Source organism: Bacillus velezensis (assembly GCF_001461825.1).
In the GTDB taxonomy this organism is placed as follows: Bacteria; Bacillota; Bacilli; order Bacillales; family Bacillaceae; genus Bacillus; species Bacillus velezensis.
The window spans coordinates 631729-646654 of the sequence record NZ_LLZC01000012.1; the positions used below are offsets into that span (position 1 = coordinate 631729).

The 14926-nt window shown below is 49.6% G+C and carries 4 protein-coding genes; all 4 read left to right on the top strand.

The annotated features are described in order from the left end of the window. The first annotated feature begins 5 nt into the window (after window positions 1-5). The gene (locus tag AR442_RS07180; protein WP_053284907.1) at window positions 6-6161 is read left to right on the top strand and encodes a type I polyketide synthase; all 6156 of its coding nucleotides are present in this window, start codon (window positions 6-8) and stop codon (window positions 6159-6161) included. Next, complete coding sequence (locus tag AR442_RS07185; protein ID WP_053284906.1) at window positions 6158-12373, top strand: beta-ketoacyl synthase N-terminal-like domain-containing protein; 6216 nt, start codon at window positions 6158-6160, stop codon at window positions 12371-12373. The genes AR442_RS07180 and AR442_RS07185 overlap by 4 nt, the downstream gene beginning before the upstream one ends. Before the next feature lie 81 nt (window positions 12374-12454). Further along, on the top strand, window positions 12455-13609 hold the full coding sequence (locus AR442_RS07190; protein WP_053284905.1) for a cytochrome P450: 1155 nt from the start codon (window positions 12455-12457) through the stop codon (window positions 13607-13609). Between the two features lie 57 nt (window positions 13610-13666). Further along, entirely contained in the window at window positions 13667-14914 is a 1248-nt protein-coding gene (locus tag AR442_RS07195; protein WP_053284904.1) for a hydroxymethylglutaryl-CoA synthase family protein, read from the top strand. Window positions 14915-14926: the final 12 nt, after the last annotated feature.

Genomic DNA, 14926 nt, shown 5'->3' on the forward strand with positions numbered 1-14926 from the left:
TAACCATGAAAAAAACAGTGAATCTGCGCCTGACGGCAGAACATCCCATTATGAAAAACCATCTTGTTCACGGAGAATCTGTCATGCCCGGTCTGGCCTATATTGATATGCTGTATCAGCTGGCAAAGCAAAGCCTTGATCTTTCATTCCGTTCCATCTGTCTGAAACGGGTGACCATTTATCATCCTTTATCAGTGAAACGGTCAGAGCGGCTTGATGTGAGTGTCATATTCAGTAAAGAAAAGGAGTTCTGGACAGCCTCGATTTGCGGGGCGGATTCCGGGACGGTTTTCTTATCAGCGGAGGTGCATGAAGGAGTCTTCTCATCAGATGGGCGCCTTGACGCAGAGGAGAAAAAACAACAAGCCGCACTTCCATCAGTCTCTTTGCATACGGTTTACGAAGACGCGAGAAGCCGCGGACTGTCGCATGACGGGCTGATGAAGCCGGAGGGAGAGATCTATGCAAATGAAGAGGAATGTTTCCTTGATATTCGGCAGTCTGATTCATGCCAGGAAAATCTCCCCGGCACTCTCTTTCATCCCGCGCTGATGGACGGTGCCGCCATGGCCTCCGGCGTATTGCAGACAGCTGCAGGCGCCGGTTTGTTTTTACCGATTTATTATGATTCGTTTATTGCCGCTGAGACGGTTACGGAGCGCTGTTACGCGGTGATTTCGAAAAAATCCGGCACGCCTTCTGAAATGGTGAAAATGGATATTGACTTTTACAACCCCAGCGGTGCGCATATTGCTTCACTGCTCGGCCTGACAGCCAAAAAGGTGCGGACAGACCGGCAGCTGATACCAGACGTTCAGCAGATGGAGGAAACCTTATACCGCATTTTCTCAACATACGTAGGCCGTCCTGTCACAAGAAATGATGCGCACACCGTATTTTTTGAATTAGGCCTTGAATCGTCACAGCTTCTGGCCATTATTAAAGACATCGAAGAGGCGTTTGATCTGCGGCTGAATCCGACTCTTTTATTTGAATGCAGCAGCATATCCGAACTGCTTGAAGACATAAAAACAAAAGGAACAGATGAATCTCCCGGCCTTGTCGCGGATGCAGCACCGGTCTCTGAAACGCAATCAGGCAGTCAGACATTTACTTTCTATGAACATGAAGCATTCCTTCAGGATCATCTGGTTTTCGGCAAACCGGCACTGATGGGTGTAGTGTATCCGTGTCTGGTGCTTGAAGCATCCGGAGCGGCTCATTCCGGCACGTATCCCGCCGGGCTGAAAGATATCCGTTTTACGGGCGGGCCCGTCACACTGGAGCCGGGAGAGGCCGCACATGTTGACATTTCATTTGCGGCAGAAAAGAGTGCCGAACGCTTTACCGCAAGCTACACTGTCTCCGGTAAAGAAAGCCGGAAGACGTGTGCCGAAGGAGAAATAAGCAGAGGTATAGAGGCACCCGTAAAAAAATCATATGACGTTGAACAAATGAAGGCGCATGCACAAAAGGTAGCGCCGGATGTCATTTCCCGTCTGTACGATTCGGTTGCCGACTTCACGATAGGCCCGATGCTGAAAACGGTAACGGCGGGATACAAAATGAGTGAGAGCTCCTTTTTATTGCAGCTGGACTTATCAGGAAAAAAAGAAAAAGGCGATCTGCATCACTTTGCATTTGACCCGCTTATATTGAATTCATGTTATATGTCGCTCGGTGAAGAAGAATTGCAGCTGAAAAAGCGGATTCACATTCCGCTCATGATTGAGAGGCTGACGCTTTACGGACCTGTCATGTCTGATACCGTCTATGTGGTGAATACAATCAAACATAAAAAAGACGGATTTCTCTCATTTGACGCCGCAGTCCTCAGCCATACCGGAGAACAGCTGGCGGAATTGAAAAACGCGTCTGTGAAAGAAGTGCTTCAGCCAAATCGGCTTGAAAATGCGTCTTTTGCCCCGTCCGGGAATCAAAGCCGTCAGAAAACGAAAGGAAACCCGCTGGATATTGCCATTGTCGGAATTTCCGGCAAGTATCCGCAGGCCGATGATATCGATGCGTTTTGGGAAAATCTCAAACAAGGAAAGGATTGTATTACCGAAATTCCGAAAGACCGCTGGAAATGGGAACATTACTTTTCCGAGGACCGTACGGCGCCGGGAGCGATTTACAGCAAATGGGGCGGATTCATTGACGGGATCGCCGATTTTGATCCTGAGTTCTTTAAGATTTCCCCCCGTGAAGCGGAACACCTTGATCCTCAGGAACGGCTGTTTTTAATGCATGCGTGGATGGCGATGGAGGATGCGGGATATACGAGGACATCACCTGAACTGGGCCGTCAGGTAGGTGTGTATGCCGGAGTCATGTATCAGGAATACCCGTTATTCGCGGCTGAAGCGGGAGTGAAAGGACGGCATATCGGGCTCCCCGGCGGGATTTCATCCATTGCTAACCGTGTCTCCTATTATTGCGATTTTCAAGGGCCGAGCATTTCGGTCGATACGATGTGTTCGGGTTCGCTGACTTCATTGTACATGGCGTGCCGGGATCTGCGGGATCATCGGATTCGCGCGGCGCTTGCCGGCGGAGTGAATCTCACCGTTCATCCTAACAAGTACTTCATGCTGAGCCAGGGGCAGTTCATCTCATCTAAAGGACACTGCGGGAGTTTCGGCGCCGGGGGTGACGGCTATATTCCGGCAGAAGGGGTCGGGGTGCTGCTTCTTAAACGTTTAGAAGACGCCGTACAAGACGGAGATCGGATTTACGGCGTCATTAAAGGAGCTGCCATTAATCACGGCGGGAGAGCGAGCGGTTACACCGTACCGAACCCCAAGGCGCAAAGCGAAGTCATTTCTCAAGCTTTACAGGAAGCGGGGGTATCTCCGGGCCAGATCAGCTATGTGGAAGCGCACGGGACAGGGACGAAATTAGGCGATCCGATTGAAATCCGGGCTTTAACCGATGCATTCGGTGATGTTCCTGAAACATGTCTCATCGGGTCTGTCAAATCAAATATCGGACATGGGGAATCGGCAGCAGGCATCGCCGCTGTCACAAAAGTGCTGCTGCAGATGAAGCACAAACAAATCGCCCCATCTTTGCATGCGGATGTTTTAAATCCGAATATCCAATTTGACGAAGGGCCGTTTTCCGTCTGCCGGGAATTAACAGATTGGAAACTGATTGCAGCAGACGGAGAAGAACAGCCGCTCAGGGCGGGGATCAGCAGCTTTGGTGCGGGCGGTTCTAACGCGCATATCATTATTGAAGAATATGAGGCTCCTGTAAAACAAGCAATCAGCAGCCAAGAGCCGGCTGTCATTCTGCTGTCTGCGAAAAATGGGGAGCGTCTGACAGAATATGCGGAGCGCCTTCTTGCTTTTCTTCAAAAGAAGCATACGGATAAGCCGGACTTATTTGATGTCGCATACACTTTACAAGCGGGGCGGGAAGCGATGGATGAGCGGCTGGCTTTCATTGCGGACTCCCTTAAGGAGCTGGAGGACAAGCTCAGATCGTACTTGGAAAATGAAAACGCACCGCATCTTTACAGGGGGCGGGCGAAGCGAAATCATGAGACAGTGGCTGTGTTTGAATCTGATGAAGATTTGCAGGAAGCCATGGGCAAATGGCTGAAAAAGAGAAAGTACGGTCATTTGCTGAACATGTGGGTGCAGGGAGTCGATGTGGACTGGAACTTGTTATATTCGGGACAAAAACCCCGGAGAATCAGCCTTCCCGCCTATCCGTTTGCAAAGGTCAGATGCTGGATTCAAGATGAAGCCGAGGCGGTTTCAAAACGGGATGACGGCAAAACGGTGATCCATTCGCTGCTTCATGAAAACACATCCGATCTGTGGGAGCTGAAATTCACTTCTGTTTTTACCGGACGGGAATTCTTTTTCACTGATCACACAGTCAATGGGGAGAAAGTGCTCCCGGGAGCCGCCGTGATCGAAATGGCCAGGGCGGCCGTTGAGCGTGCCGCATACGCTGTGCCGGACGGACGTAAAGGAATGTATTTAAAAGATCTCATATGGATGAGGCCTGTTGTTCATAAGGGGACGGATGTAGAAGTCCATATCAGCCTTATCCTTAAGGAAAATGAAGACATTGAATTTACGATTTACAGCCTATCGGAAGGACCCGGGGGAGAACGGATTTTATACAGTAAAGGCACCGCGGTATCAGGAGAGATAGCAGCGGTTCCGTCAGTTCACTTAGAGGGCTGGCTGTCCGGGTGCAGCCAATCGGTTATGACGTCTGATGAGGTTTATCAGGCTTTCCGGCATGCGGGTATGATATACGGGCCGAGCCATCAAGGAATTGATCAGCTGATGATCGGAGAGAGGGGCGCTGCAGCCCGGCTGTCGCTGCCGGAAACGGCAGACAGTACCGCCGATCAGTTTGTCATCCACCCGAGTCTTCTAGATGCCGCGTTTCAGGCGTCACTGGGTGCCGGTTCAGATACTGCCGGAGACACTCCGATGCTGCCGTTTTCCCTGAGGCAGGCAGAAATATTTCAGCCGACTCAGAAAACGATGTGGGCGCTTGTCCGCAAACAGAGCGATCGGTCAGATAACGGAGCGCTGACGCTGGATATTGATTTATGTGATGAAAACGGCGCTGTTTGTATGAGATTGACAGGCTTCTCCTGCCGGGCTGTCCGGCAGACAAACCAAACCGAAAGCAAGCGGCAGGAAGTTCAGACAGCGATGCTTGCCCCTGTTTGGGACAAAACTTTCTTTTCTCTGGAAGAAAATCGAGCGGTTGATCAGGAACAATTGCTGATCATCGGAAAGCCGGGACATACCATAAAGGCTGCGGCAAAAATGTGGCCCCGCGCCCATCTGGCGGAGACGCCGGATCATTCAAGCGAGCAAACATTACGTGAATTGACAGCCGGGTATCAGGATATCCGCCATTTCTTATGGATTGCGCCGGATCGTTTCGCACCCGCATCCGTCAGTCAGGAAATGCTTGATGAGCAGGAGAATGGGGTGATTCAATGTTTCCGTTTCATCAAAGCGCTGCTGTCACTCGGGTATGGAAACCGAAACATCAGCTTTACGGCGGTCACCCGGCAGACACAGTCCGTGTATCCGGGTGATCTGCAGCAGCCTGAGCATGCAGGTGTACACGGTTTGATCGGTTCATTGGCAAAAGAATATCCGAACTGGGACATCAGGCTGATTGATACAGAAGAAGGCAGTGATTCGTCTGAGATGAAAAACATCTGGCGCCTTCCTCCAGATCCGGACGGAAATGCTGCTGCGTACCGTAACGGAGCTTGGCACAAGCAAAAAACAGTCCGAGTGCTGACAAGTTCCGCTCCGCGTATGTCGTACAGAGAAGGCGGCGTTTATGCTGTCATCGGCGGAGCGGGCGGCATTGGAGAAGCATGGAGCAAATACATGATCACCCGTTACAAGGCACGAATGATATGGATCGGCAGGCGGCCGAAGGATCAGGAGATTCAGAGCAAAATAGACAGGCTGGCGCTAGCAGGCCCCGCGCCGCATTATATACAGGCTGATGCTCAAGATGCCGCAGCGCTTAAGGCTGCCGTCCGTTCCGTAAGAGAGCAATACGGCAATATAACGGGAGTCATCCATTCCGCGATAACGCTTGCCGACAAAAGTATGGCGAATATGGATGAAGCTTCTTTCAGAAACGCTTTTTCAGCTAAGGTGAATACGAGCGTCCGAATGATCGAAGCTTTTAAGGGAGAACCGCTTGATTTTGTGCTGTTTTTCTCATCCGTTAATTCTTTCACAAAAAATGCCGGGCAAAGCAACTATGCGGCAGGGTGTACATTTCAAGACGCCTTTGCCCGCCATATCGCTTCTTTGCTTGATTGTGAAGTGAAAGTCATGAATTGGGGATATTGGGGCAGTCTGGGCGTTGTATCAGACCCGTCTTACAGAAAACGGATGGAGGCGTCAGGGATCGGTTCTATTGAACCCGATGAAGCAATGGAGGCTCTGGAAGTCTTACTATCAGAACCGTTCAGCCAAGCGGCATTCATTAAAGCTGCTCCGCACGGCTTAGCCGCGCTGACGGATCAAGATGCAATATCGGTTGTATCCGGCCCGAAGCCTTCATTTATGGAAAGCGTCAAGCGGCAAAATCCGGATCGGAATGAACGGCTTGAGACTTTAAAACGAGAAATGGAGTTGCGCATATGAACAGCCTTCTTTGCAAACTGCTCTTTTACCAATTACAGTCAATCGGGTTTTTCAGCGAGCCTGTCACCACAGCTTCAGCATCCATGCGGAGCGCCGGCGTGATCGGCACATACGGCAGATGGCTGGAAGAAAGCCTGAATCTATTAAAAGAAAACGGGTATATCACGTATGACGGATACACGATCACTCTCCTCAGGGATCAGCGCCCGGACGGCCGCACAGTCTGGAATGAGTGGAATGCCCATAAACGCCTGCTTCCCAATGGGGAGCAGGCGCAAGCTGAATTGGCTGAGGCGACGATAAAAGCGATGCCTTCCATTTTAAAAGGGGAACGTCCGGCTACGGATATCGTATTTCCCGATTCATCAATGCGGCTCGTTGAAGGTGTTTATAAGCATAATCCTGTCGCGGATTATTTTAATGAAGTGTTAGCAGATTCCGCGGCCGCTTACTTGAAAGCTTATCTTACAGAACACCCCGATGCCCGCATCAGGCTGATAGAAGTAGGGGCCGGGACGGGCGGAACGAGCGCCATGCTGTTTACAAAACTGAAACCATTCGCAAAACAGATTGCGGAATATTGTTATACGGACGTTTCTAAAGCTTTTTTAATGCATGCCGAACAGGAATACGGACCTGATGTGCCGTATTTGACAACAGCCTTGTTTAATGCGGAGGAGCCTTGCGAATCACAAAATATCAAAACGGGTGTTTACGATATTATCATCGCCGCCAATGTGCTTCACGCCACAAAAAATATCGGTTTGACACTTCGCCGTCTGAAAGCGCTCCTGAAATACAACGGGATGATTCTGATAAACGAAATCAGCGATCGTTCTGTTTTTACCCATTTAACCTTCGGGCTGCTTGACGGGTGGTGGTCCTATGAGGATGCTGAGCTTCGGATTCCGGGAAGTCCCGGCTTATATCCAAAATCGTGGGAGTGTGTGCTGCATTCGGAAGGATACAGAGCGGTTTGTTTCCCTGCTGAAACGGCTCATGATTTAGGTCAGCAGATTATCGCAGCTGAGAGTGACGGACTCGTCCGGATGCAAGGGATCAGAGACGGCAGAAAGCCATACGCCGCCCCGGCCGAAGTTTTCCGAAAGCCCGCACAGCCTGTTTCCCGCAGCCGCGCGCCAGAGGAGCATCAAGCTGTTAAGGCTGATGGGGAATCGGTCGCTTCCCATGTCCGCTCTGTCATCAAAACAAGTATTGCCGATGTATTAAAAATGAAAGAAGAGGATATTCAGGAAGAACTGAATTTCTCTGAATACGGCATTGATTCCATTTTGGCCGTCAATGTGATTAACGAGATTAATAAGCGTTTGAATCTTACACTGCAGACAACGATTTTATTTGATTACTATCATGTGAAACTGCTGACCGGTTATATCTCGGCAGAATACGAAACCATCATAGCCTCGTCTCTGGAGACCGAAAGAGCGAAAATCCGCCCGGCGCTTCAGGAAGAACGGCCTGCTGAAAAACCTCTGCAGACGGAAAGAAAGGAAACCGGTTATCAGAAACCGAAACAAGAACGTATGCCGCCTTCTTTCGCAAAGTCCGATGACTCGGGAATGTTCCGGGTTGTGATTGACCGTCCGGGCGGCATTGAAGATCTGATGATTGCCCGCAGTGAAGTGCCCGAGACAAAAGATGACGAAGTTCAAATAGCCGTCCGCGCCTTTTCTTTAAATTTCGGAGACTTGCTTTGTGTCAGAGGGCTGTACCCGACGATGCCGCCTTATCCGTTCACTCCGGGATTTGAAGCAAGCGGCGTCGTGATCAAGACAGGTAGGCATGTAACATCCGTCATTCCAGGTGATGAAGTGATTGTCGGCATGGGAGAGGAATTTGGATCTCAGGCGAATCTCATCACATGTAAAGAACATCAAGTCTATCATAAACCGGCCCGGCTGACCTTTGAAGAAGCATGCGCTCTTCCCACCGTGGCGGTGACAATGATAGACGCCTTCCGGAAAGCCGGACTTAAAAAAGGCGAAAAAATATTAATTCAGACCGCGACGGGAGGAACGGGGCTGATCGCGGTGCAAATGGCCCGGCATATCGGCGCGGAAATATATGCCACGGCCGGATCACAGAAAAAAATTGAGTATTTGCATTCGCTCGGGGTCCACAATACCATTTGCTATTTAGAAGAAGATTTTGAAACGGAAATCATGCGAATGACCGGCGGCCGTGGAGTGGATGTTGTCATTAATACCCTGGCCGGTGATGCCATGCAAAAAGGGATGAATTGCCTGGCGCCGGGCGGAAGATATATCGAAATTGCCATGACTGCGCTGAAATCCGCTAAATCAGTCGACTTGTCCGTCCTTCATAACAATCAATCGTTTCACAGCGTGGATTTGCGGAAGCTGTCCCTTCAAAATCCGGATCAGGTCAAGGACTATCAATTGGAACTGCAGCGGCTGGCGGAAGAGGGAGTCATTCAGCCTGTCATCTCAAAAATCTTTTCCTTTGAAGACATAAAAGAAGCGTATCACTGTCTGGATGACCGCGGAAATATCGGGAAAATCGTCATCAGCGTTTCTGAGCCGTATCAAATGACGTACCGCCCCGAACAAAAGGATCCGGCCGATACAGTAAAATCAGCAGCTGTGTTACCTGAAAAAGAACCGATCGCGATTATCGGGATGAGCGGGCGGTTTGCTGAATCGGAGAATGTCCATGAGTTTTGGGAACACTTAGCTGCCGGACGGGAGCTGATTAAAAAAGCAGACAGATGGGATGTCTCTGACAGCCAATGCCAGTATGGCAGTTTTATAGAGGACATTGAATGTTTTGACCCCGTTTTCTTTCATATATCGGGACGTGAAGCGACCTATATGGACCCTCAGCAGCGGCTGTTTTTGGAAGAATCATGGAAAGCGCTTGAAGATGCGGGATATGCGGGAGACTCGGTAAGAGGCCGGGAATGCGGCGTGTATGCCGGCTCCTGCGGCGGAGATTACCAGGCCATTTTTAAACAGCAGGGGCCCGCGCAGGCGTTTTGGGGCAATCATAATTCCGTCACTCCGGCAAGGATCGCCTATCACCTTAATTTACAAGGTCCGGCGATCACTGTTGATACAGCATGTTCCAGTTCGCTGACAGCCATTCATTTGGCATGTCAGGGGCTTTGGACGAAAGAAACGGAAATGGCGGTGGCGGGCGGGGTTTTCATTCAATCCACTCCCGCTTTTTATCAGTCGTCAAATAAGGCGAATATGCTGTCACCGACCGGACGCTGCCATACGTTTGATCAAAGCGCGGACGGGTTCGTGCCGGGTGAAGGCGTGGGAGCGGTGGTGCTGAAACGTCTTAGCGACGCCGTTAGTGACGGAGATCATGTGTACGGCGTCATAAAAGGCTCGGCAATGAATCAGGACGGCGCTACAAACGGAATCACCGCTCCAAGCGCGCTATCTCAAGAACGATTGGAACGGCATGTCTATGACACTTTTCACATTGATCCGGAAACCATTCAAATGGTGGAAGCTCACGGAACGGGCACTGCACTGGGCGACCCGATCGAATTCGGCGCCTTAACGCGCGCTTTCCGCCGCTATACGGATAAAAAAGGATATTGCGCCATCGGCTCTGTGAAAACCAATCTCGGACATGCCGCTGCGGCCGCGGGGATGGCCGGACTGTTTAAAATCCTGCTGTCGCTGAAGCATCGGCAGATTCCGGCTTCCCTGCATTTTCACCAAGCCAATCAGCATATTCAATTTGCGGACAGCCCGTTTTTTGTGAATGACAAGCTGATACCGTGGGAACGGAACCCGGATGCACCGCGCAGAGCCGCCATCAGTTCATTCGGATTCAGCGGAACAAATGCCCATCTTGTGATTGAAGAGGCGCCGCAAACCGTGCGCCGGTCACCGGCAAAACCGGCCTGCCTCATTCCTTTATCTGCGCGGACGGAGCGTCAGCTGGAAATTCAGGCAGAACGCCTGCTGGATTCACTCAGCAAGAACAAAGACAGCGATCTGGGAAATATAAGTTATACGCTCCTGCTCGGCAGAAAGCATTTACATCACCGGTTTGCCTGTATCGTAAGCAGTGCGGACGAACTGAAGCGGGTATTATCGGAGTGGCTTGTAAAAAGAGAGCTTCCGGGTGTGTTTGTGTCCAATTTGAAGGATCAGAAGCCGGCAGAAGAAGCCGGAATGAAAACATTCGGAATGGAATGCATTGAACAGTGCCGCTCAGCGGCTTCGCCAGCACAGTACAGAGAAAGCCTGGCACATATCGCTGACCTTTTTTGCAGAGGGTATGATCTTCCTTTTACACGGCTTTTTGACGGAGGGAAATATTATAAAACGCCGCTGCCTGCCTATCCATTTTTAAAAGAAAGGTATTGGGCGGCTGATGTAAACAGTTCTTTACCAGGCCAAGCCATGAAAAAGTCTGAAACGCAAACCGTTCTCCCGTCTTCGCCGCAGCCTGAACATGAAGGGCTGATTTCTCTGACTCCTTTAACTGAGATCGAAATGACAGCATTTGAACCGGAGACATTGCAAAAACCGATCGTGTTACAGCCTTTGGATTGTACTTTTTCTGTCCGGCATCCAGAAAAAGCCGCTTTCGAAGACAATAGAACATTGCTTGAAGAATTGAGGATAAGCCTGGCAGATATTTTATTTTTGTCACCGGAAGATATTGATGCTGATGAGCCTTTCATCGACATGGGGCTTGACTCCATTATCGGGGTTGAATGGATACAAACAGTAAATAAAACGCACCACACTGAGGTTACTGCCAATAAGGTGTATGAACACCCGACGCTTAAGGAGCTTGCGGAATATATAGCGGGGCAAATAAAGAAACCCGAGTATGCTGAAGCGGAGGAAACAGCGGTACGTCCGCAAATCCCGGAAGCAGAAACGCCCCTTGCCGGCATCTCTGACGGCACTTTGCGCAAAGAGCTCAAAGAAAGCCTTGCGGACATCCTGTTTCTGAAGCCGGAAGATATTGATGAGCATGAAGCATTCATTGAGATGGGGCTGGATTCTATTATCGGTGTGGAATGGGTTCAGTCCATTAATAAAACCTATCAAGCGTCTATTACGGCAAATCTGGTCTATGAATATCCGACAATCGCAACATTAGCCGGGTATCTGACCGGTTCTGTCCAAAAAGACACCGAGGAAGTACATGAGGAACATACGAAACAAAACGATATATCAGAAGAGACAGATGATCAAGAACCGCCCGAGCTGATCTGTCTTAACCCGGGTGGAAAGGGAAGACCGATTTTCTGGTTTCATTCCGCGCTGGGGGCAGTGGAGCTGTACCAGCCTGTTGCCGAACGGACCGGGCGTCCTTTTTACGGAATTCAGGCAAGAGGATGGATGACAGACCGGGAACCGATCCGCGGCATTAAAAACATGGCCGAATATTACGTTAAGCTCATACGTACCGTGCAGCCCCGGGGTCCTTACGATGTAGGCGGCTATTCATTAGGGGGCATGCTCGCTTATGAAGTCACCCGGCAATTGCAGCTGGCTGGAGAAACCGTTGAGTCAATCGTCATGCTCGACTCCTTTGACTCGGCGGGTGCGCGGGAAATAAACATTCCTGATGAATTATTTGATAAAAATATGATGCTGCAGACGGTGAACATGGCTTTATTTGCACCAATCTATCAATATCCGGAACGCATTTCTGAAACCTTGATTCATCGTGATGAACTAGATGCCGATCTTCATGAAGACATATTTTTAGAGCAATTAATCGCAAAAGCCAAACAGCGGGGGTTAACGAAGACGGACGCGTTGGTGAAAAATCTGATCAGGCAGAATATAAATGTTCAGGACGCTTACGAAATCACTGATTACGAACTCCTGCCGCTTCCAGATCCGAACGGGGTGACATGCTATTATTTTCGAAATAAAAACGGTATTTTCTTGGGTGAGCTTGATCCGTATTTTACGATCAGGGCTGATATTTTATCCGCTGATTTCGTCAACTATTGGAGCCAGTGGGAAGAGCATATGACAAACATCGCCATCATGGATGTGGCGGTATCCAACCATATGACGTTATTGGCTGAAGACAGCGCAGCCGAAACGATTTCTGAATTTTGCGGCGTTTTATATTCGGCAGACGGAATGACAGAACACAGCTTCCTGCAGCTGCAGGAAAAGATACTGAACGTGCATGGTGAGATGCTGAAGCAGCCCGCCAAAACAAGACCGTAAATTCATATATCCGCCCGCCGGGTTTACTCGTAAGCTTCGGCGGGTCATTTCAAATCTTGATCACATCTTGGAGGAATGAAAATGACCAGTTTAACAAAAATCAGACAGCAGCAGCCGTACAAGTGGTACCAAACGATGAGAGAAACCTCTCCCGTTCATTACAATGAAAAGGAAGATTGCTGGGAAATCTTCACCTATGATGAAGTGAAGCGGGTGATTTCTGACTACAGTCATTTTTCTTCCGATCATAAATACTTAAGTGCGGACAAACAGGAAAAAATGATCCGGCATATTAACAAAGACAGCCTTTTGAAAATGGACCCGCCTGAACACACCGTCTTCAGAAAATTGGTCAATCAGCCGTTCATGCCGAAATCGGTTGAGTCTCTTGCACCGCGTATAGCCGCTATCGCTGATGACCTGCTTCAGGCCGTCCGTTCAAAAGGCAGGATGGACATTATTGAAGATTACGCATTTCCGCTTCCGATTATCGTGATCGCAGAGCTTCTAGGATTTCCTCCGAAAGACAGGGATATCTTTAAAAGCTGGGTCGACCAAAGCCAGAATGTAAAAGATGAAAAGAAAATGAATGAAGTGCAAAAGCAGATGATCGGATACTTCATGCAGTTTATTTTACAGCGGAGAAAACAGCCGCAAAATGATTTAATCAGCCATTTAATTTCAGCTGATTTAGACGGAGAGCCGCTGTCAGACAAGCAATTAATCGGTTTTTGCGGCTTGTTGATCGTCGCGGGGCACGTAACGACGGAAAATGTGATCGGAAATTCATTTCTCAGTCTCAAGGAGTTCCCGGACATTCTGCCCCGGCTGCTTGAAAATAAGGTGCTCCTTCCTGACTTTATTGAGGAAGTCATCCGCCTCAGACCTTCCATTCAGCGGGTAACCCGCTACACCGCGGTTGAGAGCGAGATTGGCGGAAAAACGATTCCGGCCGGAGAAAAAGTGTATGCGTGGATTGGATCGGCGAACAGAGATGAAAAGAAGTTTGAAAATGCCGATCAGATTGACTTTGGACGAAAGCCGAATCAGCATCTGTCATTCGGTCAGGGCAGCCATTATTGTTTAGGAGCGCCGCTGGCCCGGCTTGAAGCGAAAATCGCGCTTTCCCACTTTTTTGAACAGATGCCCGCATGGCGTTTTACTGAGGATCAAGAGCCGAATCTGGTTCCGAGCCCTGTATTTCACGGCGTTGACAGGCTGCTTGTTGAGTTTTGAACGAAAAAATAAAAGAGGCTTCCGCAGGAAGCCTCTTTACTCTGGGGGCTTGGAGAAATGAATGTAGGAATCGAAGCAATGAACGTGTTTGGCGGAACCGCGTATGTAGACGTCATGGAGCTTGCGGAACATCGGAACCTGGATAAAAAAAGGTTTGAGAACCTGCTGATGAAAGAAAAAGTGGTGGCGCTTCCGTTTGAAGATCCGATTACGTTCGCCGTAAATGCCGCAAAACCGATTATCGACTCTCTGTCAGAAGAGGAACGGAATCAGATTGAAATGGTCATCACCTGTACGGAATCCGGGATTGATTTTGGCAAATCCATCAGTACATACGTCCATGATTATTTGCAGCTGAAGCGGAATTGCCGGTTATTTGAGGTGAAACAGGCTTGCTATTCTTTAACGGCCGGGTTTCAAATGGGCGTGAATTTCATCTTATCGCAAACATCGCCGGGAGCGAAAGCGCTCATCATCGGAACGGATATTTCCCGCTTTTTAGTGGCTGAAGGCGGTGACGCGTTGACGGAGGAATGGTCCTATGCCGAACCGAGTGCGGGGGCGGGAGCTGTGGCGCTTTTAGTCAGCAGCACCCCTCATGTCTTTTTGCTTGATCAAGGCGCAAGCGGGTATTACGGGTATGAAGTCATGGATACCTGCCGCCCGATTCCGGATAGTGAAGCGGGGGATGCTGATCTGTCGCTCATGTCTTATTTGGACTGCTGTGAAAAATCATTTCAGGAATACGGAAAGCGTGTGAGCGGGGCGGATTATAAGAATACATTTCAATACCTTTCTTTTCATACTCCGTTTGGCGGAATGGTAAAAGGAGCGCATCGGACGATGATGAGAAAATTGGAAAAGGCTAAGCCGCAAGACATTGAAGCGGATTTTCAGCAACGCGTGCTGCCTGGGATTCAATACTGCCAGCGCGTCGGCAACATCATGGGGGCCACCGTATTTTTATCTCTTGCCAGCACGATTGATAACGGCTCTTTTGAAACGCCGAAACGCGTCGGCTGTTTTTCATACGGTTCGGGCTGCTGCTCTGAATTTTACAGCGGTGTCGTTATGCCGCAAAGCCGGACGCGGCAGAATCAATTTCAGATCAGCCGGCATTTGGATGAACGCGTCCGTTTATCGATGGCTGATTACGACCGGCTGCTCCAAGACAGCGGCATCGTAAAATTCGGCACAAGAAATGCCGCGCCCGCAGCAGACATCCCGAATGCGCATCAAGGAAAAGCGCGATTGGTGCTGGCTGAAATAAAAGAGTTTCACAGAAAGTATGAATGGACGACCTAGTATCAGAAACAC

Excerpts from the sequence above, each read along its gene's own strand:
- AR442_RS07195 (WP_053284904.1), top strand. The coding sequence starts at position 13,667 with ATGAATGTAGGAATCGAAGCAATGAACGTGTTTGGCGGAACCGCGTAT.
- AR442_RS07190 (WP_053284905.1), top strand. The coding sequence starts at position 12,455 with ATGACCAGTTTAACAAAAATCAGACAGCAGCAGCCGTACAAGTGGTAC.
- AR442_RS07180 (WP_053284907.1), top strand. The coding sequence starts at position 6 with ATGAAAAAAACAGTGAATCTGCGCCTGACGGCAGAACATCCCATTATG.
- AR442_RS07185 (WP_053284906.1), top strand. The coding sequence starts at position 6,158 with ATGAACAGCCTTCTTTGCAAACTGCTCTTTTACCAATTACAGTCAATC.